This is a genomic window from Sphingomonas sp. 7/4-4 (genome assembly GCF_027941955.1).
Taxonomy (GTDB): Bacteria; Pseudomonadota; Alphaproteobacteria; order Sphingomonadales; family Sphingomonadaceae; genus Sphingomonas.
The window spans coordinates 3,823,234-3,849,777 of sequence record NZ_CP115960.1; the positions used below are offsets into that span (position 1 = coordinate 3,823,234).

General features: G+C 66.2%; 30 protein-coding genes and 3 pseudogenes. 22 read left to right on the top strand and 11 right to left on the bottom strand.

The features are described from left to right. The first annotated feature begins 110 nt into the window (after positions 1–110). Positions 111–592, top strand: a pseudogene (locus tag PIB19_RS19610) (GNAT family N-acetyltransferase). Between the two features lie 288 nt (positions 593–880). On the opposite strand, the gene PIB19_RS19615 reads toward PIB19_RS19610, so the two are convergent. From PIB19_RS19615 to cobT, 6 genes are all read right to left on the bottom strand, one after another. After that, positions 881–1,564 carry a Fe2+-dependent dioxygenase gene (locus PIB19_RS19615; RefSeq protein ID WP_271238687.1) on the bottom strand — a complete coding sequence of 228 codons (684 nt, stop codon included), beginning with the start codon at positions 1,562–1,564 and terminating at the stop codon, positions 881–883. Further along, positions 1,561–2,154, bottom strand: a complete 594-nt coding sequence (locus PIB19_RS19620) for a tetratricopeptide repeat protein (protein WP_271238688.1) — start codon at positions 2,152–2,154, stop codon at positions 1,561–1,563. The genes PIB19_RS19615 and PIB19_RS19620 overlap by 4 nt, the downstream gene beginning before the upstream one ends. A 108-nt stretch (positions 2,155–2,262) precedes the next feature. After that, entirely contained in the window at positions 2,263–3,675 is a 1,413-nt protein-coding gene (locus PIB19_RS19625; protein ID WP_271238689.1) for a TonB-dependent receptor, read from the bottom strand. Next, on the bottom strand, positions 3,669–4,793 hold the full coding sequence (locus PIB19_RS19630) for a TonB-dependent receptor (protein ID WP_271238690.1): 1,125 nt from the start codon (positions 4,791–4,793) through the stop codon (positions 3,669–3,671). The genes PIB19_RS19625 and PIB19_RS19630 overlap by 7 nt, the downstream gene beginning before the upstream one ends. A 76-nt stretch (positions 4,794–4,869) precedes the next feature. Further along, positions 4,870–5,097, bottom strand: coding sequence for a ribbon-helix-helix domain-containing protein (locus PIB19_RS19635; RefSeq protein ID WP_271241036.1), 228 nt, complete (start codon positions 5,095–5,097; stop codon positions 4,870–4,872). A 142-nt stretch (positions 5,098–5,239) separates the two neighbouring features. Then, positions 5,240–7,030 carry a cobaltochelatase subunit CobT gene (gene cobT, locus PIB19_RS19640; protein ID WP_271238691.1) on the bottom strand — a complete coding sequence of 597 codons (1,791 nt, stop codon included), beginning with the start codon at positions 7,028–7,030 and terminating at the stop codon, positions 5,240–5,242. Between the two features lie 162 nt (positions 7,031–7,192). Here cobT and PIB19_RS19645 point away from each other — a divergent pair, with 162 nt between their 5' ends. Next, on the top strand, positions 7,193–7,987 hold the full coding sequence (locus PIB19_RS19645; RefSeq protein WP_271238692.1) for a hypothetical protein: 795 nt from the start codon (positions 7,193–7,195) through the stop codon (positions 7,985–7,987). Here the strand turns inward: PIB19_RS19645 and cobS are convergent. Together cobS and PIB19_RS19655 are read right to left on the bottom strand one after the other, a co-directional pair. Next, a complete protein-coding gene (gene cobS, locus PIB19_RS19650; protein ID WP_271238693.1) occupies positions 7,984–8,991 on the bottom strand; it encodes a cobaltochelatase subunit CobS in 1,008 nt (335 codons plus the stop codon). The two genes, PIB19_RS19645 and cobS, sit on opposite strands and share 4 nt — an antisense overlap. Before the next feature lie 82 nt (positions 8,992–9,073). After that, positions 9,074–9,796: a winged helix-turn-helix transcriptional regulator gene (locus PIB19_RS19655; RefSeq protein ID WP_271241037.1), complete on the bottom strand. Its 723-nt coding sequence runs from the start codon at positions 9,794–9,796 to the stop codon at positions 9,074–9,076. Between PIB19_RS19655 and PIB19_RS19660 the strand changes: the two genes are divergently transcribed. Genes PIB19_RS19660 through PIB19_RS19705 form a run of 10 tightly spaced genes read left to right on the top strand, consistent with a single transcriptional unit; the run spans position 9,759 to position 15,400 of the window. Further along, complete coding sequence (locus tag PIB19_RS19660; protein WP_271238694.1) at positions 9,759–10,556, top strand: DUF899 family protein; 798 nt, start codon at positions 9,759–9,761, stop codon at positions 10,554–10,556. The two genes, PIB19_RS19655 and PIB19_RS19660, sit on opposite strands and share 38 nt — an antisense overlap. Positions 10,557–10,570: 14 nt before the next feature. Further along, a complete protein-coding gene (locus PIB19_RS19665) occupies positions 10,571–11,011 on the top strand; it encodes a VOC family protein (protein ID WP_271238695.1) in 441 nt (146 codons plus the stop codon). A gap of 14 nt (positions 11,012–11,025) precedes the next feature. Beyond that, positions 11,026–11,256, top strand: coding sequence for a DUF4287 domain-containing protein (locus PIB19_RS19670; RefSeq protein WP_271238696.1), 231 nt, complete (start codon positions 11,026–11,028; stop codon positions 11,254–11,256). Between the two features lie 28 nt (positions 11,257–11,284). Next, on the top strand, positions 11,285–11,692 hold the full coding sequence (locus PIB19_RS19675; protein ID WP_271238697.1) for a DoxX family protein: 408 nt from the start codon (positions 11,285–11,287) through the stop codon (positions 11,690–11,692). Positions 11,693–11,715: 23 nt separating this feature from the next. Beyond that, entirely contained in the window at positions 11,716–12,198 is a 483-nt protein-coding gene (locus tag PIB19_RS19680; protein WP_056611055.1) for a VOC family protein, read from the top strand. A 10-nt stretch (positions 12,199–12,208) separates the two neighbouring features. After that, positions 12,209–12,871: a glutathione S-transferase family protein gene (locus PIB19_RS19685; protein ID WP_271238699.1), complete on the top strand. Its 663-nt coding sequence runs from the start codon at positions 12,209–12,211 to the stop codon at positions 12,869–12,871. Between the two features lie 26 nt (positions 12,872–12,897). Further along, complete coding sequence (locus PIB19_RS19690; RefSeq protein ID WP_271238700.1) at positions 12,898–13,254, top strand: DUF1428 domain-containing protein; 357 nt, start codon at positions 12,898–12,900, stop codon at positions 13,252–13,254. Positions 13,255–13,308: 54 nt separating this feature from the next. Continuing rightward, positions 13,309–14,082: a VOC family protein gene (locus PIB19_RS19695; protein WP_271238701.1), complete on the top strand. Its 774-nt coding sequence runs from the start codon at positions 13,309–13,311 to the stop codon at positions 14,080–14,082. After that, entirely contained in the window at positions 14,082–14,729 is a 648-nt protein-coding gene (locus tag PIB19_RS19700) for a glutathione S-transferase family protein (protein WP_271238702.1), read from the top strand. Before PIB19_RS19695 ends, PIB19_RS19700 begins: the two co-directional genes overlap by 1 nt. 11 nt (positions 14,730–14,740) lie before the next feature. Then, positions 14,741–15,400: a dihydrofolate reductase family protein gene (locus PIB19_RS19705; protein ID WP_271238703.1), complete on the top strand. Its 660-nt coding sequence runs from the start codon at positions 14,741–14,743 to the stop codon at positions 15,398–15,400. Here the strand turns inward: PIB19_RS19705 and PIB19_RS19710 are convergent. After that, positions 15,397–15,960, bottom strand: a complete 564-nt coding sequence (locus tag PIB19_RS19710; protein WP_271241038.1) for a J domain-containing protein — start codon at positions 15,958–15,960, stop codon at positions 15,397–15,399. The two genes, PIB19_RS19705 and PIB19_RS19710, sit on opposite strands and share 4 nt — an antisense overlap. Positions 15,961–16,050: 90 nt before the next feature. Here PIB19_RS19710 and PIB19_RS19715 point away from each other — a divergent pair, with 90 nt between their 5' ends. From PIB19_RS19715 to PIB19_RS19735, 5 genes are all read left to right on the top strand, one after another. Next, positions 16,051–16,335 (top strand): BolA family protein, encoded by a 285-nt coding sequence (locus PIB19_RS19715; protein WP_271238704.1) that lies wholly within the window; start codon positions 16,051–16,053, stop codon positions 16,333–16,335. 2 nt (positions 16,336–16,337) lie between these two features. Further along, entirely contained in the window at positions 16,338–17,039 is a 702-nt protein-coding gene (locus PIB19_RS19720; RefSeq protein ID WP_271238705.1) for a glutathione S-transferase, read from the top strand. Between the two features lie 77 nt (positions 17,040–17,116). Beyond that, a complete protein-coding gene (locus tag PIB19_RS19725; protein WP_271238706.1) occupies positions 17,117–18,016 on the top strand; it encodes a pirin family protein in 900 nt (299 codons plus the stop codon). A 13-nt stretch (positions 18,017–18,029) separates the two neighbouring features. Continuing rightward, complete coding sequence (locus tag PIB19_RS19730) at positions 18,030–18,176, top strand: hypothetical protein (RefSeq protein ID WP_271238707.1); 147 nt, start codon at positions 18,030–18,032, stop codon at positions 18,174–18,176. Positions 18,177–18,288: 112 nt separating this feature from the next. Continuing rightward, complete coding sequence (locus PIB19_RS19735; RefSeq protein WP_271238708.1) at positions 18,289–19,173, top strand: alpha/beta fold hydrolase; 885 nt, start codon at positions 18,289–18,291, stop codon at positions 19,171–19,173. Between the two features lie 36 nt (positions 19,174–19,209). On the opposite strand, the gene PIB19_RS19740 is transcribed toward PIB19_RS19735, so the two are convergent. Further along, positions 19,210–19,587 carry a DUF6157 family protein gene (locus PIB19_RS19740; RefSeq protein ID WP_271238709.1) on the bottom strand — a complete coding sequence of 126 codons (378 nt, stop codon included), beginning with the start codon at positions 19,585–19,587 and terminating at the stop codon, positions 19,210–19,212. Position 19,588: 1 nt separating this feature from the next. After that, positions 19,589–20,799: pseudogene (locus PIB19_RS23825) on the bottom strand (DUF2332 domain-containing protein). Here PIB19_RS23825 and hisG point away from each other — a divergent pair. From hisG to PIB19_RS19770, 5 genes and pseudogenes are all read left to right on the top strand, one after another. Next, positions 20,720–21,370 (top strand): ATP phosphoribosyltransferase, encoded by a 651-nt coding sequence (gene hisG, locus PIB19_RS19750; protein WP_271238710.1) that lies wholly within the window; start codon positions 20,720–20,722, stop codon positions 21,368–21,370. The pseudogene PIB19_RS23825 and the gene hisG overlap by 80 nt on opposite strands. A 128-nt stretch (positions 21,371–21,498) precedes the next feature. Continuing rightward, a pseudogene (gene hisD, locus PIB19_RS19755) lies at positions 21,499–22,785 on the top strand (histidinol dehydrogenase). 108 nt (positions 22,786–22,893) lie between these two features. Further along, complete coding sequence (nusB, locus tag PIB19_RS19760) at positions 22,894–23,355, top strand: transcription antitermination factor NusB (RefSeq protein ID WP_271238711.1); 462 nt, start codon at positions 22,894–22,896, stop codon at positions 23,353–23,355. 31 nt (positions 23,356–23,386) lie between these two features. Then, on the top strand, positions 23,387–24,235 hold the full coding sequence (gene thiL / locus PIB19_RS19765; protein ID WP_271238712.1) for a thiamine-phosphate kinase: 849 nt from the start codon (positions 23,387–23,389) through the stop codon (positions 24,233–24,235). Between the two features lie 102 nt (positions 24,236–24,337). Further along, positions 24,338–26,542, top strand: a complete 2,205-nt coding sequence (locus PIB19_RS19770) for a sodium-translocating pyrophosphatase (protein WP_271238713.1) — start codon at positions 24,338–24,340, stop codon at positions 26,540–26,542. The last annotated feature ends 2 nt before the right edge of the window (positions 26,543–26,544 follow it).

The window sequence follows — 26,544 nt, forward strand, 5'->3', positions numbered from 1 at the left end:
GGCATCGAGCCCCAGTCGGTGCCACCACTCTAACCCCTCCCTGGAAGGGAGGGGGAACAGTTGAATGTAGCCCGGTTGCGACCATGGCCGGCCGCGGCTAGCCCGCGCGCATGCAGATCCGCAAAGCCACGCCCGAAGATGCCCCTGCCATCGCGGCGATCCTCCTCCCGATCATTCGCGAAGGCGCGACCTACGCGCTCGATCCCGCGATGACCGAAGCCGAGGCGCTGGCCTGGTGGATGGCGCCCGAAAAGGAGACATTCGTCGCCGAGGAAGCCGGCGAAATCCTCGGCACTTATTATCTGCGCACCAACCAGCCGGGGGCGGGGCGCATGTCTGCAATTGCGGCTATATGGTCGGCGCCGCGGCGACGGGGCGCGGTGTCGCCCGCCGGATGGCCGAGCATTCGCTCGATCACGCCCGGGCGCGCGGCTATCGTGCAATGCAGTTCAATTTCGTGGTCAGTACCAACGAGCGCGCCGTGCGGCTCTGGCAATCGCTCGGCTTCGCGATCGTCGGCCGCCTTCCCGGCGCCTTCCGCCATCCTGCCCATGGCTTCGTCGATGCGCTGGTGATGTACCAGCCGCTCTGAGCGGTTGCAGGCGTCGGCCCACATCCTGAGCAGATTGGTCGCTGGCTCGGCGTCAGTAAACGCGTTTATGGGGTCACGACCTGGAACAAAGCTTGAACATCACCCGGTGACGCACCATGTCGCATCGGCGAACATCGCGCTCTTTGACATCGCCGGATCACGCTCTTTGGCGAATTGATTTGCCTGACACGTGTCAAGCGGGCTTCTGGGCAATATCAAGATAAATCAATATATTACGCCGCTGGCACTGTTTTGCGAAACCCGCGGCAGTGTGACCTTAGTGTGACCTTAGGCGTCGGCCCACATCCTGAGCAGGTTGTGATACACCCCCGTCAGCTCGATTACCGACCGGTCGCCGCCGCCGAGCTGGGCGGTGAGCCGCTGGACCGACTGGTCGAGGTCGAACAAGGTCCGTCGCGCCCCGTCGTCGCGGATCATCGACTGGAGCCAGAAGAAGCTCGCCACCCGCACGCCGCGCGTCACCGGCGTCACATGGTGCAGGCTAGACGAGGGATAGAGCATTGCGTGCCCGGCGGGCAGCTTGACCCGCTGCACCCCGAAATGATCCTCGACCATCAGCTCGCCGCCGTCATAGGCGTCCGGGTCCTCGAGGAAGACCGTCATGGAGAGGTCGCTGCGGATGCGGAACTCGGTGCCGCGCTGGATGCGGATCGCATTGTCGACATGCGTGCCGAAGGTCTGGCCTTCGCCATAGCGGTTGAACAAGGGCGGAAAGACCTTGAGCGGCAGCGCCGCCGCGAAGAACAAGGGCGACTTGCCGAGCGCCTCGAGGACGATCGCCCCGGCTTCCTTCGCCGCGGGGCTGGCTTCGGGGAGCTGCTCGTTGTTCTTGGCGAGTGCCGACTGGTGCCCTGAGGTCACGTTGCCGTCGATCCATTCACCGGCATCGATGATCGTCCGGACCCGCGCCACGGCGGTGGCATCGAGCAATTCGGGTATCGCGATCATCATGGCAGCGCGCTTTCGAGTTCGGGCCAGGGAGACCCGCGCAGCCAGGCACGCGCCTTTGTGATGAACGCCGCGGTTGCGGTCTCGCCGCACCGCGCAAGCCAGCCGCGCGCTGCCTCGAGTTCGTCGCTTTCGGCAAGCATCCGCGCGTGGTTGAACTGGCCGCGGAAATCGCCGCCCTCGGCTGCCTTAGCGTAGTATTCCGCAGCCTTGGTCCTGTCTCGCGGCACCACCCAGCCGTCCTCATGAAAGCTGCCGACATAATTGAGCGCCTTGGCATTGCCCATCGCGGACGCCTTCTCGAACCACGCCAGTGCAGCCGGCCTGTCCTCAGCCACGCCTTCGCCCAGCGTGAGCGCGGTCGCGTAATTGTACATGCCCCAGTCGAGCCCTCGCTCGGCGGCAATGCGGAAGCATTCGGCGGCGCGTGCCTTGTCCACTTGCGTGCCCCAGCCGAGATCGTAGCAGCGCCCGACCATGTTGAGCGCCATCAGATGGCCCTGCGCCGCCGCCTTGTTGAACCAGCCGAAGCCGGCGCGGGCATCGCCGGCGTCGAGCAGCATTTGGCCATGGACGGCCTGCGCTTCGGCCACGCCCGCCTCGGCGCCTTCCCGGATCAGCGCCGCCCGCGCCTCCGGCGAACCGGAGAGGCGGGCGGCGATCTCCTGGGGGAGATGGAGTCGAGCGTTTCGTTCAACGCGTCAGAACTTGAACCCGAGCGTCGCGAAGGCCGAGCGGCCGGGCGCGATCGTCGCGTAGTGCGAGGTATAGGCCTGGGTGAAATAGGTCTCGTCGGTGACGTTGTTCACGTTGACGCTCAATTCGATCTGGTCGGTCACTTTATAGCCCAGCCGTGCGTCGAAGCGCCAATATTCGGGGATCGTGCGCGATATGACCTTGGTCGCGGGGACGACGGTCACCACGCCGGCCGCGTTCTGCGTTGCGCTGCGATTGTCCTGATACCCGCCGAACACGCGGCTGGTGTAGAAGGCGCCGCCGCCGATGCTGAGGCGGCTGGTCGGCTTGAGATCGGCCCACAAGGTGAAGCTGTCCCTCGCCGTCTGCGGTGCCTGCCGCCCCGTGTTCACCGACGGCACGAGGACGGTCTTCGCAGCCTGGGGTCCCACCGCTGCCGCGGTGAGTGCAGTGAAGCCGCCTTCGACGATCTTCGGATCGAGGTGCGTGTAGCCCCCGAACACCGTCAGCCAGCGCGTGACGTTGCCGTTGAAGTTGAACTCGACACCGCGGATGCGGCGCTTGCCGATGAATTCGATATTGTTGTTGGGCCCGGTGACGCGGGCATTGTCGGTATCGGTCTGGAAGGCGGCGAGCGTCAGCGACAGCTGCTCGTCGAACAGGTTCGCCTTGGCGCCGACTTCATAGGATTTGGTCTTCTCGACCTTGATGCTGTCGAGCAAGGCGAGTGCCTGCGGCGTATTGGTGGTGCCGAGGCCGTTGCCTTCCTGACCCTCGGCGATCAGGCTGTTCGGCGGCGTCGCGGAGGTCGCATAGCTGGCATAGAGGCTGGTGTTCCCGGTCGGCTTGAAGACGAGGCCCGCCTGCCAGTTGAACAGATCGTCGGTGCGGCTGAGCCGGAAGGTGCTGGTCCCGGCCGCGGCCAGGCCCGGCGTCACTGTCGATTCGAAGCGGTCGAAGCGCACGCCGAGGTTGAGCACCAGCGCCGGGATCAATGTGATCGAGTCGAACGCATAGGCCGCGAGCGTCTTCGCATCGTTCTGGGTCTCCTCGATCGGCAGCGAGCGCACGATCGCTGCCGGTGTGGTGGACGTGTCGCTCGCATAGTTGATCCAGCGATCGTCGGGGTTCGGATTGAACAGGCTCGTGCAGTAACCGCGCGCGATCGTGTCGGTGTTGCACCGCGGCGTCGTCTGCGAGCCCGTCGACAGGACCTCGACCCCGCTGGCATTGAGATAGCCGCGCGTGACGAAGGTGCCGCGGCGCGCCTTCTCCCAGCTCAGTTCGGTGCCGAGCGCGAAGCTGTGCTTGATCGAACCGGTCTGGAAGGTGCCGTAGAGGTCGGTCTGGTTGGTCAGTGCCTCGGTATAACCATAGCGCGTGTTGCCGCGGCGCCAGACATAGCCGCCGGTCAGCACGTCGCCGCGCGCGGCGGCGGGGCCGGTGAGGGGTTGGTGGCGGCGGTGCCGAAGACATTGCCTTGGCTGTCGTCGGGCAGCAGGAAGATATAGGCCTGATCGTTGCGGCTGTAGCGCGCGTTGTTGCGCAGCGTGACCGTGCCGAAATCATGCTCGACGCGCAGTGTCGCCTGGTGCGTCGTCGCATCGCGGAAATCGCGCGACTTGAGGCCGTAATAGGTGCTGCGGTCGACATGGCCGGTGACCCCGCCGATCGTGGTGACGTCGCCGATCGCGGGTTCCGAATAGATCTCGCCGGTGCCGGGCGCGTTCGCCAGCGTGTAGAGATACGGGATGCCGCTGTCGGGCAACTCGTGGCTCTCGAGATAATAATAAGCCAGCGTCATCCGCGTGTCGGTGCCGAGGCCCAAGGTCAGCGAAGGCGCGACACCCCAGCGGCGCGACCAGATCGCATCGCGCCCCGCGACATCCTGATCGTGCCACATCGCCGCGATGCGCACGCCGATCAGATCGGTGAGCCGCTGGTTCACGTCGAGCGTGGCGCGCTTGTAGTCGTCGGTCCCGACGCTGGCGGTGGCCCTGACGAAATTCTCGGTGGTCGGCAATTTGGTGATGATGTTGATCGATCCGCCTGCGCTGCCACGGCCGCCCAGCGTGGAATCCGAACCCCGCACGATCTGGACCTGCTCGATCGCAAAGACCTCGCGAGTCTGCGCCGCGATGTCGCGCACCCCGTCGACGAAGGTGCTGCCCTGGCTGTCGAAGCCGCGAATGAAGGGGCGGTCGCCGATCGGATTGCCGCCCTCGGCCGCGCCGAACGTGATGCCGGGGACGGTGCGCAAGGCATCGGCGAGCGTCGTCGAGCCGGTCTGCTCGATCACTTCCTTGGGCAGCACCACGACCGAGCGCGGCGTGTTGACCAGCTTCTCGGTGGCCTTGGGGCTGTTGCGCTGTTCGCGCTCGCCGGTAACGACGATCTGACTGCGATCCTGCTCGTCGTCACCGGCTGCCGGGCCATCCGGACCATCGGGACCGGCATGAGCCGGCGCGCTGGCGATGAAGCCGACGCAGGCGAGCGCAAGGAATGCCGGCGATGCGGCAGGCGTGGAACGCGTCACGAGAATCCCCTTTGGTGTCGTTACGCGGTCAGCTATTGCGAGGCGTTCGCAGAGTCAATGATATTGCGACTGGTTCTCAACTTTGTCGCAAATTGTCGCTGCGGGCGTTGGCGAAAAGCCAGGTCCGGAGGGCGCTCGCCAGATTGGGAGGGTTGTCGGTCTGGATTCGGGCATGGTCGATCGCCGCGATCAACGCGTTGAGGGGCAGCGTGCGTGCCACCGCCGCCGCTTCCAGCGCTTCCCAGAAGATCGGTTCGAGACTGATCGAGGTCTGATGCCCGGCGATGGTGACCGAGCGCTTCATCGGCCCACGAAACCCGCCGGCGGGCGGATCGACGTTCACCCTTCCGTAGTCATCCCGGCGAAAGCCGGGACCCAGAGCCCGAGGCGACGTCCTGCTTTGCCCTGGGGCCCGGCCTGCGCCGGGGTGACGGAAGCAAGAGAAGTCATTCGGTGTCGAACAAGGCCGCGAGCTGCTCCACCATCGTGCCGGCGAGCTGCTCGGCATCCATGATCGTCACGGCGCGCTGGTAATAGCGCGTCACGTCATGGCCGATGCCGATCGCCACCAATTCGACCGGCGAACGCGATTCGATCCAGCCGATCACCTGGCGGAGGTGACGCTCGAGATAGGAGCCCGAATTCACCGAGAGCGTGGAATCGTCGACCGGCGCGCCGTCCGATATCACCATCAGGATCTTGCGCTCCTCGGGCCGCCCGACCATCCGCTGGTGCGCCCAGAGCAGGGCCTCGCCGTCGATATTCTCCTTGAGCAGCCCCTCGCGCATCATCAGCCCGAGCGACTTCTTGGCGCGGCGCCACGGCTCGTCGGCCTGCTTGTAGACGATATGGCGCACGTCGTTGAGCCGGCCCGGCTGAGTCGGACGCCCCTCGGCCAGCCATTTCTCGCGTGCCTGCCCGCCCTTCCAGGCGCGCGTGGTGAAGCCGAGGATCTCGGTCTTTACCCCGACGCGCTCGAGCGTGCGCGCCATGATGTCGGCGCTGATCGCCGCGATCGAGATCGGACGGCCGCGCATCGATCCCGAATTGTCGATCAGCAGGGTGACCACGGTGTCGCGGAATTCGGTGTCGCGCTCGATCTTGTACGACAGCGACTGCATCGGATTGACGATGACGCGGGCGAGCCGCGCTGCATCGAGCAGCCCCTCGTCCTGATCGAAATCCCAGCTGCGCGATTGCTGCGCCATCAGCCGGCGCTGGAGCCGGTTGGCGAGCTTGGTGACCGCGCCCTGCAAATGGACGAGCTGCTGGTCGAGATAGGAGCGCAGCCGATCGAGCTCCTCGGCATCGCACAGCTCGGTCGCCGCGATCACTTCGTCGAATTGGGTGGTGTAGGGACGATACTCGAATTGCGGCGGCATATCGCTCCACGGGCGATTGGGGCGCGTGGGCATCATGCCCTCCTCGCCATCGTCGCCGGGCTCGCCGTCGGCATCGTCCATCGCTTCGGACTGGCTGTCCTCGCCCTGTTCGCTTTCGTCGGACTCGCGCTGCTCGCCGCGCGCCTCTACTTCGCCTTCGCCCTGCTGCGCCTCGCTGTCGCCGTCCTCGTCGCCCGGCTCATTCTGATCGTCGGTGCCTTCGTCCTCTCCGCCGCCGTCATCGGCCTCGTCCGGGATCATCTCGCCTTCGACGAGGTCGAGGTCTCGGAGCAATTTGGTGGCGAGGCTGGCGAAGGCCTGCTGGTCGTCGATCGTCAGTGCGAGCGCGTCGAGATCCTCCGCCGCCCGCTCCTCGATCCAGTCGCGGATCAGTGCCATGCCCATCGCGGCGCCGGCCGGCGCCTCGCGTCCCGTCAGCCGCTCGCGGACCATCAGCCCCAGCGCGGTGGACAGCGGCACCTCCTCGCGGTTGCGCGCGCGCGCGATCGGATCGGACCGCAGCCGTACGCCCAGCGAATGCTCCAGATTGTCGGCGATGCCCGCATAGCCGCGCGAGCCGAGCGCCTCGATCCGCGCGGTTTCGATCGCATCGAACACTGCCCGCGCCACCGGCTCGCCGGGCGCGGCGCGCTGGTGCAGACCCACGTCGTGATGCCTCAGCCGCAGCGCGAAGCCGTCCGCAAAGCCGCGCGCCTCGGCGACCTGCTCGGCAGGCAGCGTGCGCGACGGCATCGGCACCTTGATGCTGCGTCCGTCCTGTCGCGGCGCCTCGGAAGTGAAGGCGAGCTCGGCCTCGGCCTCGCCCGACAGCGCACGCGCAGTGCCGCCCAGCACGTTGCGAAGCTGCTCAAGGGGGAATCGGCTGCCACAAAGGTCATGTGGCGGGATGGGGCCGCGAAATCAATCGCGCAGGTTTCCCAAGTGAGCGCGAGCATGGTTTAGCGAAATGCTAATCAACCTTCAGCATATTGCAGCGATCGGCTTTGGGGACGGCGGATGCGGGCACGCGGCAAGTTCGTACTGGCAGTGATGGGTGCAGTGGCGCTGTTCGTCGCCCTGGCCGAGCCTGCCGAGGCGCGGCGGCGCTTTCGTTTCGGCAGCTTCGGCGGCTTTGGCGGAAGCAGCGGCTATGCCGAGAAGATCGACAAGGTCTATGACCTGCCCGACACCGGCACCTATTTTCACGACGGCAAATATTACGATCTCGGCGCCTTTTATCAGGTCCGTGACGGTGCCGAGATCTATCCCGCCGAGCCGAGCTTCGTGCTCTACAATGGCGATCGCTATGTGAAATTGGGCGGTGCCGAGCTCACGATGCTCACCGTCGAGCTCGGGATGGATCCCACGGCGACCTATCGCGCCAACTACTCTTCGAAAATCGCGGTGCGGCCGAAAGGCGCCAACGAGATCGAACGGCTTCCCGGCGAAACGAACGAACAGCTCCGTGCACGCGTGCGCGGCATGGCACATGCGCAGGGCAAGGGCAGCGACCCGGCGCCCGGCACCGCTGCGAAGGTCGGCGCCGGCTGGACCTTCGCTTTCTTTCTGCCGGTACTGCTGATCGGCGGGATATTCGTGTTCGGGCTGCGGAAGTTTCTGCGCCGACGCGTCGCCAATGTGCTCGCCGTGGAACCTGAAACGGGCGCCGCCGACGTCTATACCGCCACCTTCGACCAGCGCATCGCGGCGCGGCTGCGCGAACTCAATGGCGGGCAGGGCGAAGCGACGGGCCAGCCGGCCGCCGCACCGGCGATGCCGGCGCCGCGGACCTTCGGCCGCAAGCTGGCCTAGGCCGACTTGCCGACCACGCTCTCGGGCAGATCCTTGCCGAACACCCGCTGATAATATTCGGCGACCTGCGCGCGCTCGGCCTCGTCGCATTTGTTGAGGAACGAGAGGCGAAAGGCGAAGCCGACATCGCCGAAGATCAGTGCGTTCTGTGCCCAGGTGATCACCGTACGCGGGCTCATCACCGTCGAGATGTCGCCGTTGATGAAGCCCTTCCGGGTCAGATCGGCGACGCGGACCATGTTCTCGACGACTTCCTTGCCGCCCGGCTTGTCATACTCGCCCGATTTGGCGAGCACGATCTGTGCCTCGACCGCGGCGGGGAGGTAGTTGAGCGTCACCACCACGTTCCAGCGGTCCATCTGGCCCTGGTTGATCTGCTGGGTGCCGTGATAGAGCCCGCTGGTATCGCCCAAGCCCACCGTATTGGCAGTGGCGAACAGGCGGAACCATGGGTTCGGGCGGATCACGCGATTCTGGTCGAGCAGGGTCAGCTTGCCCTCGGTCTCGAGCACGCGCTGGATCACGAACATCACGTCCGGGCGCCCCGCGTCATATTCGTCGAACACCAGAGCGGTCGGAGTCTGGATCGCCCAGGGGAGCAGGCCCTCGCGGAATTCGGTGACCTGCTGGCCGTCCTTGAGCACGATCGCGTCACGGCCGATCAGGTCGATGCGGCTGATATGCGCGTCGAGATTGATGCGGATGCACGGCCAGTTGAGCCGCGCGGCGACCTGCTCGATATGCGTCGACTTGCCGGTGCCGTGATAGCCCTGGATCATCACGCGGCGATTGTGCGCGAAGCCGGCGAGCACGGCGAGCGTGGTGTCGGGATCGAACACATAGGCGGGATCGAGATCGGGGACGCGCTCGTCCGCCTCGCTGAAGGCGGGGCATTCCATGTCCGAATCGATGCCGAACAGGTCGCGCACCTTCACCATCTTGTCGGGCGAATCGAGGATCGTCGTCTCGCGACTATCGGGCTGGGTGTTGGGGATGTCGGCCATCATCGCTTCCTGCAAGAACGCCTCGCGAGCTAGTGGGCTGTTTGCCGCACCGCAACGTCAAAGCGCAGGGGGCCTCCGCCTATCAGTCGTTTGAGAAAACGGGAAGGGCAAACAGGTCGACGAAGCGTTGTCCGAGCACAATATCGCCGGTTACGGTCACCCGGCCCTCGCGCATCGACTCGATCAGCGGGTCGCGGCCGTAGAATGTCGCCGCCAGATTCGTCGGTTCGCCGGCGAAGATCACTTGGGCTCCTTCGGGATCGCGCCGCTCGATTTCGAGCATGCCGTTCACGATCTGCGCGCGGAAGGGTTCGCCGCCGATGCGGAAGCCGAGATCGGGCGTGAAATCGGGATCGGCCTCCCCGTCCATCATCGTTCGCAGCGAGAGCATGAAGGCGCCGTTGCTGAGCGGCAAAGTCACGTCGTGCGCGGGCGATCCCGCCGCCCAGCGGCTGAGCGCGAAGATCGGCTCCTCCAGCGCGCGGCCCCATTTGGTGAGCTCATAGACCTGGGCGTTGGTGGGCGAGGGCAGGGTGCGGCGGCGCAGGATCCCGGCCTTCTCCATGCCTTCCAGTCGCTGGGTCAGGATGTTGGCGCTCAATCCCTCCAGCGCGCCGCGTATCTCGCCGAAGCGCCTTGGGCCCAACAGCAGTTCGCGGGCAATCAGCAGGGTCCAACGCTCGCCCACCAGATCCATCGCCAAAGCGGTTCCACAGGCGTCGAGATACCAGCGGCGCGCCTTGCCGAGATCGGTAGTAGTTATTTTTGTGACTCCATGGTTGCTTTTTATAACTGAGTCGCGCATCAAGATCAAGGAAGTGATTCGCGACACCCTAGAAGCGGAGGTTTGCATGACGGTCGAAACGATCCTGCCCCCGGCCGAGGTACTGGCGGCGCGCTGCGAGGCGCGCTGGCCTGGCGAAAGCGCCGAATATCGCGCCGCGCGCACGGCGCTGCTGGCCGAGGAAATCGAACTGCGCCGCCAGATCGAGCGCGTCGCCGAACAGCGCCGCGCGCTTCCCGCCGGCCCGGAAGTCACGCGGGAATACAGTTTCGAAGGCGCCGAGGGCCCGGTGACGCTGGAAGCGCTGTTCGGCGACAAGGATACGCTGGTCGTCTACGCGTGGATGTTCGGGCCGCAGCGCGAACGGCCTTGCCCGATGTGCACGTCGTTGCTCTCGGCCTGGGAAGGCGAAGCGCTCGACATCCAGCAGCGCGTCGCCTTCGCGGTGACGGCGCGCTCGCCGCTCGACAAGCTTCGCGCCTTTGCCGAGGAGCGCGGCTGGCGGCATTTGCCGCTCTATTCGGACGCCGAACAGACGTTCAGCCGCGATTTTTACGCGCTCGCCCCCGACGGCGGCGACATTCCGCAGCTCCTCGTCTTCTCTCGCCGCGACGGCGCGATCCGGTTGTTCTGGGCAGGAGAGATGGACGACAGCACCGCAGACCCGGGGCAGGACCCGCGCGGTGCGCCCGATTTGATGCCGCTTTGGACGATTCTCGACTCCACCCCCGAAGGACGCGGTGCAGACTGGTACCCGTCGCTCACTTACCCGACGAAATGAAAAGGAGAAGAACGATGCCCCAGATGATCTTCGTGAATTTGCCCGTGAAGGACGTGGCCAAGTCGACCGCCTTTTACGAGGCGATCGGTTGCACCAAGGATCTTCGCTTCAGCAACGAAGCGGCGAGCGCGATGCAGCTTTCCGACGAGATCGTGTTCATGATCCTGTCGCAAGATTTCTTCAAAACCTTCACGCCGAAGCAGATCGCCGACGCGCATGCCACGACCGAAGTGCTGATCGCGCTGTCGCGCGACAGCCGCGAGGCAGTGGACACGATCGTCGAGGCGGCGGCGGCGGCCGGCGGCAAGGCCGATATCCGGGAGAAGCAGGACATGGGCTTCATGTACGGGCGCAGCTTCGAGGATCCCGACGGCCACATCTTCGAGCCGATGTTCATGGACATGGAGGCCGCAATGGCCGCCTTCCCCGAAGGCCCGGCTCACGAACCCGCCTGACAGGGAGAAGTCCGATGTCGTTCCAGGCCTATCTGACCAATATCGAAGCGAAGACCGGCAAGGGCCCCGCCGACTTCCGTGCCTATGCGGCGGCGAAGGACTGGCTGGACGGCGGGACGCTGCGGCCCGACGTGAAGGCCGGAACGATCGTGGCGGACCTCAAGCAGCAGTTCGCGCTCGGCCATGGCCACGCGATGGCGATCGTCGCCCTGCTCAAGGGCAAGAAGAAGGAAGGCGACGCCTGAGCGCGTCGTCGAGATTGGAGCAACCGCCATGTCGACCGAATTTTCCCCGTCCGGCCGCCGCCAGCATATCGCTGGCTGGGTGCTGAGCGGCCTCGTCATCTTGTTTCTCGCGATGGATGCCGGCGGCAAACTGTTCGCACCGGCGGTGATGATCGCCAACAGCCCGCCGCTCGGGATATCACCGGACGTGACCGTCTATCGCGAGCTGGGCGTGATTCTTGCGATCTGCACCCTGCTCTATGCGATCCCGCGCACCGCCCTGCTCGGCGCGATCCTGCTCACCGGCTATCTGGGCGGCGCGATCGCGATGCAGTTCCGCGTCGCCAGCCCATTGCTCAGCCATACGCTGTTCGGCGTCTATCTCGGGCTCTTCGCCTGGGGCGGCCTGTGGCTGCGCGATGCCCGACTTCGGACGCTGATTCCGCTGATGCACTGACAAACAAATCTGGGAGAGAGATGATGGACAAGCTGACCACCTGCATCTGGTACAATTATACCGCCGAGGAAGCGGCGAACTTCTACGCGTCGCTGCTTCCCGACAGCCGTGTCACCCGCGTCCAGCGCACGCCCGCCGACACGCCCTCGCAAAAGGCGGGTGAAGTGATCGTCGTCGAGTTCGAAGTGCTGGGCCAGAAATTCGTCGGCCTCAACGGCGGCCCGATGTTCCCACAGACCGAGGCGGTGAGCTTCATGATCCTCACCGACAGCCAGGAGGAGACCGACCGGCTGTGGAACGCGATCGTGGGCAATGAGGGCGCGGAAAGCGCGTGCGGCTGGTGCAAGGACAAATGGGGCGTCAATTGGCAGATCACGCCCAAGCGGATGATGGAGCTGATCTGGGACAATCCCGATCCTGCCTCCGCGAAACGCGCGATGGATGCGATGATGCAGATGCGCAAGATCGACATTGCGACGATCGAGCGCGCCGCGGCTGCGGCCTGAGGAGAGCGACATGACCGGCCAACCGACCATCAGCGCCTTTTGCTGGGTACCCGATTTCGCTCGCGGCGTCGTCCGCGACCTCCGCGTTCGCTGGGCGCTGGAGGAAGCGGGGAAGGGCTATTCGGTGCGCAAACTCGATCCCCGCGGCGAGCGCCCGGCGGACTATTTCATCGAGCAGCCCTTCGGCCAGGTGCCGAGCTACCGGGACGAGCAGGTCAGTCTGTTCGAGTCCGGTGCGATCGTGCTCCATATCGGCCAGTCGAGCGAGGCGTTGCTGCCGGCCGATCCGGGCGAGCGCGCCCGCGCCACGGCATGGGTGATCGCGGCGCTCAACAGCATCGAGCCCTATCTCCAGCAGCTGGCCACGATCGACCTGTTCAGCGCCGGCGAGGATTGGGCGAAGGCGCGGCGGCCCGACGTGGTCAAGATGATCCAGGGCCGGTTCCAGCGGCTCGCCGATCATCTGGGGAATCGCGAGTGGCTCGAGGAGCGCTTCACTGCGGGCGACCTGATGATGGTCACCGTGCTGCGCATCGTGCGCGGCACCGGACTGGTCGAGCAATTCCCGACGCTCGCTGCCTATCAGGCGCGGGGCGAAGCGCGTCCCGCGTTCCAGCGCGCATTGGCGGCGCAGTTCGCCGATTTCGAAGAACCGGAACCCGTGGCCGCCTGAGCGGCGCGGATAAAAGAGGAGAGAAGATGTCCTATCTAGACGGATTTGTCCTGCCCGTACCCGAGGGCAAGAAGGAAGCTTATCGCGAGATGGCGGCAAAGGCCTCGAAGGTCTTCCAGGAGCATGGCGCCACCCGCGTGATGGAAGCCTGGGGCAACGACCTGCCGCGTGGGACGACCACCGATTTCTTCATGGCGGTGAAGGCCGAGGAGGGCGAAAATGTCGTCTTCTCGTGGATCATCTGGCCTTCGAAAGAGGCCCGCGACGCCGGCTGGGAAAAGGTGATGGCCGACGAGCGGATGAAGCCGGACATGGAGAACATGCCCTTCGACGGCAAGCGCATGTTCTGGGGCGGCTTCGAGCCGATCGTCGACGAAGGCTGAACCCCGATCCTCCCCGAGGCGAGCTCGGGGAGGATCTGACAACGGAGATTCATCATGACCAATCCGCATGGAACGCCGATCTGGTACGAGCTGATCACCGGCGATCCCGATGCTGCCGGCGCTTTCTACCGGAAGGTGATCGGCTGGCAGGACGGCGGCTGCCCCGGTGGCACTGCCGACGGAACCGGCGACTATCACGTGTATCTCGCACCGGACGGGCAGGGCGTGGCGGGCATGATGAAGACTCCTGGGGGTGCGCCGCCGGAGCCGCGTTGGTTCAGCTATATCGGTGTGAACGATGTCGACGCCGCCGCCGAGAAGATCGTCGCGGCGGGCGGCAGCATCCACATGCCGCCGACCACGCTGGAAGGCGTCGGCCGGATGGCGATGGTCGCCGATCCGCAGGGCGTGGTCTTCTACGTCATGAAGGGCTCCAGCCCTGAAGGCAGCACCGCGTTCAAGCGCATGGCGCCAGGTCACGGCGAATGGAACGAGCTCCAGACCAGCGACGATCAGGCCGCGCTCGCATTTTACGGCGACCAGTTCGGCTGGACGAAGGACGGCGCGATGCCGATGGGCGAGATGGGCGATTACAGCTTCCTCGGCCATGACGGCGGCATGATCGGCGCAGTGATGAAGGCGCCTCCCGGCGAGACGCCGGGCTGGAACTATTTCTTCCGCGTCGGCGACATCGACGAGGCGAAGCAGCGCATCGAGGAAGCCGGCGGCAGCATCGTCCAGGAGCCGATGGAAGTGCCGGGCGGCGACTTCGTGATCTATGCGAAGGACCCGCAGGGCGCGAAGTTCGGCGTAGTGGGATCGCGCTGATGCTCGAGCTCTACGCACATCCCTTCTCGTCTTATTGCTGGAAGGTACTGATCCCGCTCTACGAGAACGGCACGCCATTCGAGTATCGGATGATCGAAGATCCGGCGAACGCGGCCGAACTTGCCCGGCTGTGGCCGCCGGGCAAGTTTCCGCTGCTCGTCGACGATGGCCGTCCGGTGATGGAATCGAGCGTCATCATCGAGCACCTCCAGCGTTTCCATCCCGGCGCGGTCGCCTTCCTTCCCGAGGGCGACGCGGCGCTCGAAGTGCGAATGCTCGATCGCATCTTCGACAATCACTTGATGAACCAGATGAATCGGGTGGTTGCGGACGCATTGCGCGGCCCGGAGCGGCACGACCCGATCGAGGTCGTGCAGGCGAAGGCGGCGTTGCAGAAGAGCTACGCCTGGCTGGAGACCTGGCTCGAGGGGCGCGAATGGGCGGCTGCAGGCGCCTTCTCGCTCGCCGACTGCGCCGCCGCACCGGCGCTGTTCTACGCCGACTGGGTCGATCCGATTCCCGAGAAGCTGGTCAATCTGCGGGCCTATCGCGCCCGTCTGCTCGCCCGGCCCTCGGTCGTACGTGCGGTTGACGAGGCCCGCCCCTATCGCGCCTATTTCCCGCTGGGTGCCCCCGACAGAGACTAGGAGAGATGTCGATGCGTAGAATCATCGGTGGTGTGTTCCAGTCGCTCGACGGCGTGATGCAGGCGCCGGGTGGGCCGAGCGAAGACTGGACCGGCGGGTTCGCGCTCGGCGGCTGGTCTGCGACTTATTGGGACGAGGCGATGGGCAATGCGATGGGCGCAATGTTCGGAGGGCCCTTCGACCTGCTGCTCGGGCGCAAGACCTGGGAGATCTTCGCGGCGCATTGGCCCTATGTCGGTCCCGACGACCCGATCGGGCCGGCGTTCGACAAGGCCAACAAATATGTCCTGACTCGCGGCACCGAACCGCTCGAATGGCAGAACAGCCACCGCGTCGGCAGCATCGATGCCGTCGCGGAGATCAAGGCGGGCGAGGGGCCGGACATTCTGATCCAGGGCAGCAGCACGCTCTATCCGGGCCTGTTCGCCGCCGGCCTCGTCGACCGGCTGTTCGTGATGACCTTTCCGGTAGTGCTGGGCGGCGGCAAGCGGCTGTTCGGCGATGGCACGCCGCCCTTTGCGCTCAAGCTGATCGAGCATCAGACGAGCACGACCGGCGTGACGATGGCGACGTACGAGCCGGCTGGGGAAGTGCCGATCGGCAGTTTCCAGCTGTCCGAACCGAGCGCGCGCGAACAGGCGCGGCAGGAACGGATGAAGCGCGAGGGCTAGGCGAAAGCCGGCGCGCTCCTGAGGTGCTGGTACGCGGCGATGACTTCCTGCAGTTGCGCTTCATGGCCGCGGTCGCCGCCGTTGCGATCGGGGTGGAAGCGCCGCACCAGCTCCGAATAGCGCTTCCTGAGCGCCATCCGGTCAGCGTCGATCTCGAGCGCGAGCGTGCGCATCGCCTCGCGGTCCTTGCCCGACAGCGGCTTGCCGTCCTTGCGTTCGGCGCGGTCCTTCATCCGCTCGCGGAAGCGCGCGCTGATCGCGTCGAGCGGATCGGAGAAATCGGCCCAGCGCGGCGGGCGGTCGGCACCGCCGGTGGCATTGAACGCGCGAGTCTCGCGCTCCCAGCCCGCGAACGGGCGCTGCGCGTCGTGGATCTCGTCGGGGCTCATCCCCTTGAAGAAATTATAGCCCGAATTGAATGCGCGGACATGCTCGAGGCACAGCCAGCGGAACGGCGGCGGGCCGTCGCCCACACGGCCGGTGCCTTCGAGCGGCGGCGCGCGGAACTCGCCCGGCTCGGGGCAGCCCGGCTCGGCGCACAGCCGTCCCTGCGCCTCCACGCGACCGTGGAAACGGGCATTGGGTCGATCCTTTCGCGGCTGGCCGTCAGGCACGCTACCTCCCTTGAACAAACGGACTATATAGGCGCGATGACCGACCCTGCCAGCGGCCGACTCGCCGACATCATCGCATCTCGCCTCACTGCCGCGCTCGCCCCGACGCAGCTCGAGGTGATCAACGACAGCCACCATCATGCCGGCCATCTCGGCGACGACGGCACCGGCGAATCGCACTGGACCGTGGTGGTCGAGAGCGGAGCCTTTGTGGGCCAGTCGCGCGTTCAGCGGCAGCGACTGGTCAACAACGCGCTCGCCGATCTGCTCGCCGGCCGCATCCACGCGCTGGCGATAAAGGCTCGCGCTCCGGGAGAATAAGCATGACGACGTACAAGCTCTGGTACTGGGCGGAGATCCAGGGGCGGGGCGAGTTCGTCCGGTTGGCGATGGAGGCGGGCGACATCGCTTATGTCGATGTGGCCCGCGAGCGCGGCAGCGACGCGCTGATCGAGGACATGAAGGCCCGGGAACACCGCCCACCCTTCGCGCCGCCCTATCTCGATACCGGCACGCAGGTGATCGCACAGGTCGCCAACATCCTGCTCTATCTGGGCGACAAGCACGGCATCGCGCCTTCGGATGAAGCCGGGCGGCGCTGGCTCCACGAGGTCCAGCTCACCATCACCGATTTCATCGCCGAAGTGCACCAGGTCCATCATCCCGTGGGCACCGGGCTCTATTACGAGGACCAGCGGGCCGAGGCCGCGCGCTTCGCCGAGGAGTTCCGCGAGAAGCGGATGCCCAAGTTCCTCGGCTGGTTCGAACGCTCGGTCGAGGGCGAATGGCTGACCGGCGATCGCTGGAGCTACGGCGACACGTCGATCTTCCAGCTGATCGAGGGACTGCATTACATGTTCCCGAAGCGGATGAAGGCGATCGAGGGCGATTATCCGAAGCTGATCGCGATCCGCGACCGGGTCGCCCAGCTCCCCGGCATTCACGACTATTGCGCCAGCGACCGGCGGATCGGCTTCAACACGCAGGGCATCTTCCGGCATTATCCCGAGCTGGATGCCGCCTGATCGGAAAATCTGCCTTTCCAAACTGTGGCTGTCCCGCCCCCGCCGACTGGCTATTCCGATGATCGAACGGAGGCAGCATGACCGAAGACCTGATCATCCAGACGATCGAGCCCGTCACCCATGATCTGGGCGGCTTCAAGGTGCACCGCACCTTGCCGTCGCGGCCGCGGACGATGGTGGGCCCCTTCATCTTCTTCGACCAGATGGGGCCCGCGCGGCTCGACATCGGCACCGGCATCGACGTGCGGCCGCACCCGCACATCAATCTCGCGACGGTGACCTATCTCTATGCCGGCGCGATCGACCATCGCGACTCGATCGGCACCTTCGCGACGATCGAGCCCGGTGCGGTCAATCTGATGACCGCGGGCAGCGGCATCGTCCATTCGGAGCGCTCGCCCTCAGCGGAACGCGCGATCGGGCCGGAGCTTTCCGGCATCCAGACGTGGCTCGCGCTGCCCGAAGCCGATGAGGAAATGGACGCCGCGTTCGAGCATGTCGCCGCCGCCGACCTGCCGATCGTCCAGTCCGGCGGGGCCACCGCCCGCATCATCATGGGCGAACTCTGGGGCGCCGCGGCACCGACCACCACCTATGCGGGGACGATCTACGCCGACATCGCGCTCGCCCCGGGCGCGAGCATTCCCGTCGATCCCGGTGCCGACGAGCGTGCGGTCTATGTGTCGATGGGCGAAGCGAGCCTCGACGGGCTCCGGCTCGAGCCGATGACGCTCTACGTCCTGCGCCCCGGCATTGCGGCGACCCTGCGCTCGGAGCAGGGCGGCCGGGTGATACTCTGCGGCGGCGAAGCCTTCGCGACACCGCGCCACGTCTGGTGGAACTTCGTCTCGTCGAGCCGCGACCGGATCAACCAGGCCAAGCAGGACTGGACGGCGGGCAATTTCCCCAAGGTCCCCGGCGACGACAAGGAATGGATCCCGATCCCCGAAGTGCCCAAGACGGTGAGCTATCCCTAGAACCCGGCTCAGCGTGTGCCGGCGCAAGGCGGGTTACGCTTCCGAGGCCGACGCGCTGGCGGCGATCCAGCGTTCGGGGCTCGAACTCCGCCTGTATCGCTGCGATCGGTGCGACCGGTTCCACTTGACCAGCCGCACCAAGGGCAAGCGGCTGCCCTAATCGCTCCCCTTCCGCTTGCGGGAGGGGTCGGGGAGGGCATGAAATGGAACGGGAGGCCAGCCCCTCCCTAACCCCTCCCGCAAGCGGAAGGGGAACAGAGCAGGAGGGGAATATGGAGGAACTCCAGCGGATCGCACTTCCCACCGGCGTGGAGCTCGACGTCGCCATCGCCGGCGATCCGGCCAATCCGCCGATCTTCCTGCTCCACGGCTTTCCGGAATCGCACCGGACCTGGCGGCACCAGATTCCGGAACTCGCGAAGGACCATTATGTCGTCGCGCCCGATCAGCGCGGCTTCGCGCGCTCGTCCAAGCCCGAAGGCGTGGAGAATTATACCCCGGACAAGCCGGTCGGCGACCTGCTCGCGCTGGCGGACCATCTCGGAGTCGATCGGTTCACGCTCGCCGGGCATGACTGGGGCGGGGCGATCGCGTGGATGGCGGCGCTGCAGAACCCGCAGCGCATCGCGCGGCTGATCATCGTCAACGCGCCGCATCCCAAGGTCTTCCAGAAGTCGCTGTTCGACGATCCCGCACAGCGAAAGGGAAGCCAGTATATCACGCGCTTCCGCGACACGCGGATCGATCAGGGATTGATCGGTGCCGGGCTCGAACGCTTCTTCGCTTCGACTTTCGCGCAGCACATCGTCGGCGGGATCGCGGGCGAGGACAAGGCGGCGTACATGGACGAATGGGGCCAGCCCGGCGCGATGACCGCGATGCTCAACTGGTACCGCGCGAGCAGCATCGTAGTGCCGAAGCCCGATGAGGATGCGGAACGCCCGGCCTGGCTCGGCGCGCCCTTCCCGCCGATCACCCAGCCGACTTTGGTGATCTGGGGCATGCAGGACAAGGCGTTGCTGCCGGTGCAGCTCGAGCTGGACGAATTCGTGCCGGACCTGACCATTGCCCGCATCGAGGATGGTGGGCATTTCGTGCCTTGGGAAAAGCCCGAGGCAGTGACCGCGGCGATTCGGGAGTGGCTTGCCGGGCACTGACTCATTCGTCATCCCGGCTTTCGCCGGGATGACGAATCAGCGCTTGCTGCGCATGCCCGGAGTCTTCTTGACCGAAGGGTCGACGAGGAGGCGGGCATAGGCGTCGCTCTGCGGATCAACCAGCGCGATCCGGCCCTCGGTGTCGTGGTGGATACCCCAGCCGAACTGCTTGACCAAAGGCGAGGCGCGCAGACATGCCTGAGGCCTGGCGAAGAACTCCTCGCGGCTTTTGTCGCCGTCGCGCGCGCGGTGCGTCTCGTAGAGCAGGTCGTCGCTGGTCATCGCATAGGGCGTGGCGAGCAGGGCGTGCTGGATCGTGGCGATGGTGCCGGGTTTTTCGGGGATCGTGCCGTTGGGCACCGGACAATCCGTCGACACGGTGATCAGCGTGTCGCGATAATTGGTGCTGTGCATCCTAATAGGCTCGCATGACATAGGGACGCGTCTCATACGGCGGTTCGAGCGCCTCGACCCAGGCGCCGTGGGCATGGGTCAGCGCGACCAGCTGCATCGGCGTGTCGCCGGGCCAGCCGCGGACGCGGACTTCGTGGCGGTGGAGATCGCGATTGGGCTCCATCATCACCCAGCCGAGCGGCCGCTCGGGCGTGGCGCGCGCCCCCGCGGCGAGCATCGCGGCGGCGATGCGCTGCTGAGTGCTATCGGGGAGATATTGCCAGACGACCGAGTGCATCAGCACGCGCGTCACGCCTTCCGCCTGCGGCTCGGCCAGGCGGGCTTCGACCCAGTCGGCGGCGTCGCCCTGCACCAGATCGACGCCTTCGGCACGGACCATCGCGATGGTCTTTTCCAGCCGTGCCTGCCGCTCGGTGTTCTCGACCCAGCAATAGGCCTGCAGCCGCTCGGCATTGCGATCATCCGACAGATCGAGCGGCTGGATATCGACGCCGCGGGCGGAGAGGATCTCGACCGGCGCATCCGGCGGCGGCGGGCCGCGCCACTCGGGCCTGATCTCGACCGGGAGTCTGCCGGGCCGGCGCGGACCCCGTCCAGATCGAAGCGGTAGCGGCCGATCAGCAGGTTGAGGCCGGCGCTCGATCCGATCTCGAGCACTTCGAATTTCGGACCGTAGCGCGCCGCGAGATGGAGGATGCCGGTCATCAGCCCGGCGGATCGGCCGGCTTCGTTGGTCTGGGGCGGGCCGTCGAGCCACGGGAGGAGTTCGGCGTCGTGGGCGACGAACACCGCGTTGAGGATGGTGCCGATCTGCGTCTCGTCGGTGATCGCGCCGGTGAAGACGGGCGCGATTTCGGGCACGCCGCGGCGGTATAGCGCATGCAACCCGCCGATCAGCCGCAGCACCAGCGCGTCGGCGACGGGCTCGCCCGGCCAGTCGAGCACGCGGCGGCCGGTTTCGCTGTCGCGAGTGAGGCTCTGCCCGAGGACGGTCGATACGCGCGCAGTGATTGGCGCGGCCATCGCGGTGCAATAGCCGGCCTGGATGGCGAAACTGTCGCGGTTGGTCTGTTCGTCGGCCATGCGGCGCGTGTTGCGCCCGGGGCACCCCCAAGTAAAGCCCCGGCCACTCATGCAAGAACCGCTCATCCTTGCCGTCCCCAAAGGGCGCATCCTCGACGAGGCGCTGCCGCTGCTCGCGGCAGTCGGCATCGTGCCGGAACCCGCCTTTGCCGATCCGGACAGCCGGGCGCTGCGCTTCAAGACCAACAGCCCTGCGATCGACCTGATCCGCGTCCGCGCGTTCGATGTCGCCACCTTCGTCGCGCATGGCGCGGCACAGCTCGGCATCGTCGGGTCGGACGTGCTCGCCGAGTTCGACTATTCGGAGCTCTACGCGCCGGTCGATCTCGGCATCGGCCATTGCCGCATCTCGGTCGCCGAGCCCGCCGACATGGCGAAGAAGGACGATCCGCGCGGCTGGAGCCATGTGCGCATCGCGACGAAGTATCCGCACATCACCCGCGCGCATTTCGAGGCACGCGGCGTGCAGGCGGAGTGCGTCAAGCTGAACGGCGCGATGGAACTGGCGCCGGTGCTCGGGCTGGCGCCGCGGATCGTGGACCTCGTCTCTTCGGGCAAGACGCTCAAGGAGAACGGCCTCGTCGAAGTCGAAGTGATCGCGCAAGTCACCAGCCGGCTGATCGTCAACCGTGCGGCGTTCAAGATGCGCGCGGGGGAAGTGGTGCCGCTGGTCGATGCGTTCCGGAGGGCGGTCGGATGAGACAAGCGAACCTTAGAGCCCCTCCCCTTCAGGGGAGGGGTTGGGGTGGGGCAGTGCCCCAAGCGAAAGTCTCGATGAGACGGCGAGGCCCCACCCCAGCCCCTCCCCTGAAGGGAGGGGAGCAAAAGATGATCCGGCTCGACGCTTCTTCCCCGGACTTCGCCGCGAAGTTCACTACCCTCGTCAATGCCCGCCGCGAGGCGGACGAGGATGTCGCGCGCAACGTCACGCACATCATCAAGCGGGTGCGCGACGAGGGCGACGCGGCCCTCAAGGACCTGACCCGGCTGTTCGACAAGCACGATCTCGACCAGACCGGCTGGAAGATCGACCGCGCCGATTGCCTTGCGGCATGGGAGGGGCTGACTCCCGAACTGCGCGACGCGCTCGAGCTCGCGGCGGAACGGATCGCCGTCTATCATGCGAAGCAGAAGCCGCAGGACAGCGACGGGATCGACGAACTCGGCATCCGGCTCGGCGCGCGCTGGCGGGCAGTGGATTCGGCGGGGGTGTACGTCCCCGGCGGGCGGGCGGCCTATCCCAGCTCGGTGCTGATGAATGCGATCCCCGCCAAGGCCGCGGGCGTGCGGCGGCTGGTGATGGTCACGCCGACGCCGAATGGCGAGGTCAATCCGCTGGTGCTCGCCGCGGCGCATATCGCGGGCGTGGACGAATTGTGGCGCGTCGGCGGGGCGCAGGCAGTGGCGGCGCTGGCCTATGGCACCGAGAAGATCGCGCCGGTCGACGTGGTGACCGGGCCGGGCAACGCCTGGGTCGCGGAGGCCAAGCGCCAGCTCTACGGCGTGGTGGGCATCGACATGGTCGCGGGGCCGAGCGAGATCGTCGTCGTCGCCGACGGCAAGAACGATCCCGAATGGATTGCGGCGGACCTGCTCAGCCAGGCCGAGCACGACCCGACCAGCCAGTCGATCCTGTTCACCGACGATGCCGGGTTCGGCGACCGGGTGGCGGCGGCGGTCGATGCGCAGATCGAGACCTTGTCGACCGCGGCGACGGCGCGGGCGAGCTGGGATGCCAATGGCGCGATCATCCTGGTGCCGAACCTCGTCGAGGCGATTCCCTGTGCGACCGGCTGGCGCCCGAGCATCTCGAACTGGCGTGCGACGAAGCCGAGGCCTTGTTCGACATGGTCCACCATGCCGGGTCGGTGTTCCTCGGCCGGCATACGCCCGAGGCGGTCGGCGATTATGTCGCCGGACCGAACCACGTGCTGCCCACGGGGCGGCGCGCGCTTTGCTTCGGGGCTCTCGGTGCTCGATTTCATGAAGCGGACCAGCTTCCTGGCCTTGGACGAAGCCGGGCTTGCTGCTATCGGGCCGGCCGCGGTCGCGCTGGCGAATGCCGAAGGGCTGCCCGCGCACGCGAAATCGGTCGCCATTCGACTGAACAATTAATCGCCGTTCGCCCTGAGCTTGTCGAAGGGCCGTTCTTCTTTCATGGCGGAAGGAAGAACAGGGCTTCGACAAGCTCAGCCCGAACGGATTTGGTGTATAGAGAAGAACATGCCCAGCCCCAAAGCCAAGACCCGATCCAAGGCCCGCGCCGCCGCGCGGCTGGCCGCCGTGCAGGCGCTGTACCAGCAGGAGATGGAGGGCACACGGCTCACCGTGCTGCTCACCGAATTCCACCAGCACCGGCTCGGGGCGACGATCGAGGATGTCGAATATGCCGACGCCGATGTCGCGTTCTTCGACGATATCGTGAAGGGCGTCGACGCGCGGCGCGAGGAGATCGACCGGCTGATCGCGGATAAGCTCGCCGCCGACTGGTCGCTCGACCGGCTCGACAAGCCGATGCGGCAGATTTTGCGCGCTGGCACCTATGAGCTGATGGCGCGCGCCGATGTGCCGGTCGGGGCGGTGATCAGCGAGTATCTCGATGTGACCGATGCATTCTACGACCGGCGCGAGAAGGGGTTCGTCAACGGGATCCTCGACGCGGTGGCGAAGGAAGTGCGGGGTTGAGGCCGATCCTCCCCTTCGGGAGGATTTGCGCGTGAACGAAGCCCAGTTCATCGCCGCGCTGCGCACCCTGCCGCTGCATCCCGGCGCGCAGGATCTGCGCGACGATGCGGCGGTGATCGAGATCGGCGGCGAGGCGCTCGTCGTCACGCACGACGCGATTGCCGAGGGCGTGCATTACCGCGCCGGCACCGATCCGGCCGACATTGCGTGGAAGCTGGTGGCGGTGAACCTTTCCGATCTCGCGGCCAAGGCCGCCGAGCCGATCGGGGTGCTGATCGGGGCGACCTTGGTCGAGGGTGCCGAGCGGTTCGTGGCGGGGCTGCGCGACGTGCTCGATGCTTACGGCGTGAAGCTGCTCGGCGGGGACACCATCGCGCATGCCGGGCCAGCGACGTTCGGTTGCACGGCGATCGGGCGGGCGACGGCGCGGCCGGTGCCGGCGCGGGCCGGGGCGCAGGCGGGAGATGTACTCTACCTCACCGGCGCGATCGGCGCGGCGATGCTCGGGTTCGAGGCCGGCGACGGCGCGGCTTATCTGCGCCCGCGCCCACGGCTGGCCGAGGGGCTGGCGCTGGGGCGGCACGTGCATGCGATGATGGATGTGTCCGACGGGCTGCTGCTCGATGCGCGGCGGATGGCCGAGGCGAGCGGATGCACGGCTGCGATCGATCTCGACGCGATCCCGTTTGCGCAAGGCGTGCGCGACCGGCTGGCGGCGGCGAGTTGGGGCGACGATTACGAGCTCCTGTTCGCCGCGCCCGACGGAATCGTCCTGCCGGTGTCCGCCACGCGGATCGGCACGATGCTTCGGAAATCCGCGCAACCCCTTCTCCTCGACGGAAAATCCCCGCCCGAACGGCTCGGCTACGAACACCGCTGAGGCGGGTTGCGCCCGCTCGGGGTGCCCGATACCTTCCCGGCTCCGCAAAGACCGGTGGCAAGGCCGGCGGCGGTTCCAGTTCTAGGGGAAGGACTTCGCCTGATGACGATTGTTTATCTCGCCATCGCCTGCGGTTTGCTGGCGGTGGCCTATGGCTTTCTGACGAGTCAGCAAGTGCTCAGGGCATCGCCCGGCAATGAGAAGATGCAGGATATCGCCGCCGCCATCCAGGAAGGCGCCAAGGCCTATCTCGGCCGGCAATATATGACGATCGCGATCGTCGGCGTGATCGTCGCGGTCGTGCTGTTCTTCACGCTCGGCGGGCTCTCCACGGTCAGCTTCCTGATCGGCGCGGTGCTTTCGGGCGTTGCCGGATATGTCGGCATGAACATCTCGGTGCGCGCGAACGTCCGCACCGCGGAGGCTGCACGCACCTCGCTGCAGGGCGGGCTCACGCTCGCCTTCCGCTCGGGCGCGATCACCGGCATGCTCGTCGCGGGCCTCGGCCTGCTCTCGATCGCCGGCATCTTCTGGTATCTGGTGGAGCAGTCGCATCTGGCGCCCAACAGCCGCGAAGTCATCGCCGCACTCACCGCGCTCGCCTTCGGCGCCTCCCTGATCTCGATCTTCGCGCGTCTCGGCGGCGGCATCTTCACCAAGGCCGCGGATGTCGGCGCCGATCTGGTGGGCAAGGTCGAGGCCGGAATCCCCGAGGACGATCCCCGCAACCCCGCCGTGATCGCGGACAATGTCGGCGACAATGTCGGCGACTGCGCGGGCATGGCCGCCGACCTGTTCGAGACCTATGTCGTCACGCTCGGCCTCACCATGGTCTCCCTCGCGCTGATGATGCGAAATGTCAGCACGGAGATGCTCACCAAGCTGATGGCGCTGCCGCTGATCGTGGGCGGCGTATGCATCATCACCTCGATCATCGGCACCTATATGGTCCGCCTCGGCAAGGGCCAGTCGATCATGGGCGCGCTGTACAAGGGCTTCTGGACCACCGTGATCCTGTCGGTCCCGGCAATCTATCTCGTCACCCAATATGTCGTCGGCGACATGAACGCGATGATCGGCGGCCTCGATCCGGCCGCACTGATCGGCGACGACGCGCTTCTCGCCGAGGGCGCAACCGGGCTTGCCGGTCCGCAATTCACCGGCATGAGCCTGTTCTACTGCATGATGATCGGGCTGGTCGTCACCGGCCTGCTGGTGTGGATCACCGAATATTACACCGGCACCAATTATCGCCCGGTCAAGTCGATCGCCAAGGCATCGGTCACCGGCCACGGCACGAACGTCATCCAGGGCCTCGCGATCAGCCTCGAATCGACGGCGCTGCCCACGCTCGTGATCGTCGTGGCGGTGATCGCGACCTTCCAGATCGCCGGCATCATCGGCGTCGCCTTCGCCGCAACCTCGCTGCTGGCGCTCGCCGGCATGGTGGTCGCGCTCGATGCCTATGGTCCCGTCACCGACAATGCCGGCGGTATCGCGGAGATGGCCGGTCTGCCCGACGATGTGCGCCACAGGACCGACGCGCTCGACGCGGTGGGCAACACCACCAAGGCAGTGACCAAGGGCTATGCGATCGGCTCGGCGGCGCTCGCGGCGCTGGTTCTGTTCGGCGCCTACACCACCGATCTCACGCACTATGCGAAGGAGCTCGGCCTCGCCGTCGATCCGATCACGCACAAGGCGATGGTCGATTTCTCGCTGAGCAATCCATTCGTCATCGTCGGATTGCTGCTCGGCGCGCTGCTGCCTTATCTGTTCGGTGCGTTCGGCATGACCGCGGTCGGCCGCGCGGCGGGATCGGTGGTGCAGGACGTGCGCGATCAGTTCCGCGACAATCCGGGCATCATGGAAGGGACCAGCCGTCCCAATTACGGCCGCACGGTCGACATCGTCACCAAGGCGGCGATCAAGGAAATGATCGTGCCCTCGCTGCTGCCGGTGCTGAGCCCGATCGCGGTGTATTTCCTCATCGCCGCAGTCGCCGGCAAGGAACAGGGCTTCGCGGCGCTGGGCGCGATGCTGCTCGGCGTGATCGTCTCCGGCCTGTTCGTCGCCATCTCGATGACCTCGGGCGGCGGGGCGTGGGACAATGCCAAGAAGTATATCGAGGACGGCAATCACGGCGGCAAGGGATCCGAGGCCCACAAGGCCGCGGTGACCGGCGACACCGTCGGCGATCCGTACAAGGATACGGCGGGTCCGGCGGTCAATCCGATGATCAAGATCACCAACATCGTGGCGCTGCTGCTGCTCGCCGCGCTGGCGGGGAGTCATGTCGCGGGCTGAGG

What these genes read in the sequence shown, in the direction of transcription:
- PIB19_RS19615 (WP_271238687.1), bottom strand. Translation starts at nt 1,564, where the DNA reads ATGATGATCGCGATACCCGAATTGCTCGATGCCACCGCCGTGGCGCGG.
- PIB19_RS19635 (WP_271241036.1), bottom strand. Translation starts at nt 5,097, where the DNA reads ATGAAGCGCTCGGTCACCATCGCCGGGCATCAGACCTCGATCAGTCTC.
- PIB19_RS19645 (WP_271238692.1), top strand. Translation starts at nt 7,193, where the DNA reads ATGCGGGCACGCGGCAAGTTCGTACTGGCAGTGATGGGTGCAGTGGCG.
- cobS (WP_271238693.1), bottom strand. Translation starts at nt 8,991, where the DNA reads ATGGCCGACATCCCCAACACCCAGCCCGATAGTCGCGAGACGACGATC.
- PIB19_RS19655 (WP_271241037.1), bottom strand. Translation starts at nt 9,796, where the DNA reads ATGCGCGACTCAGTTATAAAAAGCAACCATGGAGTCACAAAAATAACT.
- PIB19_RS19665 (WP_271238695.1), top strand. Translation starts at nt 10,571, where the DNA reads ATGCCCCAGATGATCTTCGTGAATTTGCCCGTGAAGGACGTGGCCAAG.
- PIB19_RS19670 (WP_271238696.1), top strand. Translation starts at nt 11,026, where the DNA reads ATGTCGTTCCAGGCCTATCTGACCAATATCGAAGCGAAGACCGGCAAG.
- PIB19_RS19675 (WP_271238697.1), top strand. Translation starts at nt 11,285, where the DNA reads ATGTCGACCGAATTTTCCCCGTCCGGCCGCCGCCAGCATATCGCTGGC.
- PIB19_RS19680 (WP_056611055.1), top strand. Translation starts at nt 11,716, where the DNA reads ATGGACAAGCTGACCACCTGCATCTGGTACAATTATACCGCCGAGGAA.
- PIB19_RS19685 (WP_271238699.1), top strand. Translation starts at nt 12,209, where the DNA reads ATGACCGGCCAACCGACCATCAGCGCCTTTTGCTGGGTACCCGATTTC.
- PIB19_RS19690 (WP_271238700.1), top strand. Translation starts at nt 12,898, where the DNA reads ATGTCCTATCTAGACGGATTTGTCCTGCCCGTACCCGAGGGCAAGAAG.
- PIB19_RS19695 (WP_271238701.1), top strand. Translation starts at nt 13,309, where the DNA reads ATGACCAATCCGCATGGAACGCCGATCTGGTACGAGCTGATCACCGGC.
- PIB19_RS19700 (WP_271238702.1), top strand. Translation starts at nt 14,082, where the DNA reads ATGCTCGAGCTCTACGCACATCCCTTCTCGTCTTATTGCTGGAAGGTA.
- PIB19_RS19705 (WP_271238703.1), top strand. Translation starts at nt 14,741, where the DNA reads ATGCGTAGAATCATCGGTGGTGTGTTCCAGTCGCTCGACGGCGTGATG.
- PIB19_RS19715 (WP_271238704.1), top strand. Translation starts at nt 16,051, where the DNA reads ATGACCGACCCTGCCAGCGGCCGACTCGCCGACATCATCGCATCTCGC.
- PIB19_RS19720 (WP_271238705.1), top strand. Translation starts at nt 16,338, where the DNA reads ATGACGACGTACAAGCTCTGGTACTGGGCGGAGATCCAGGGGCGGGGC.
- PIB19_RS19725 (WP_271238706.1), top strand. Translation starts at nt 17,117, where the DNA reads ATGACCGAAGACCTGATCATCCAGACGATCGAGCCCGTCACCCATGAT.
- PIB19_RS19735 (WP_271238708.1), top strand. Translation starts at nt 18,289, where the DNA reads ATGGAGGAACTCCAGCGGATCGCACTTCCCACCGGCGTGGAGCTCGAC.
- PIB19_RS19740 (WP_271238709.1), bottom strand. Translation starts at nt 19,587, where the DNA reads ATGCACAGCACCAATTATCGCGACACGCTGATCACCGTGTCGACGGAT.
- hisG (WP_271238710.1), top strand. Translation starts at nt 20,720, where the DNA reads ATGCAAGAACCGCTCATCCTTGCCGTCCCCAAAGGGCGCATCCTCGAC.
- nusB (WP_271238711.1), top strand. Translation starts at nt 22,894, where the DNA reads ATGCCCAGCCCCAAAGCCAAGACCCGATCCAAGGCCCGCGCCGCCGCG.
- PIB19_RS19770 (WP_271238713.1), top strand. Translation starts at nt 24,338, where the DNA reads ATGACGATTGTTTATCTCGCCATCGCCTGCGGTTTGCTGGCGGTGGCC.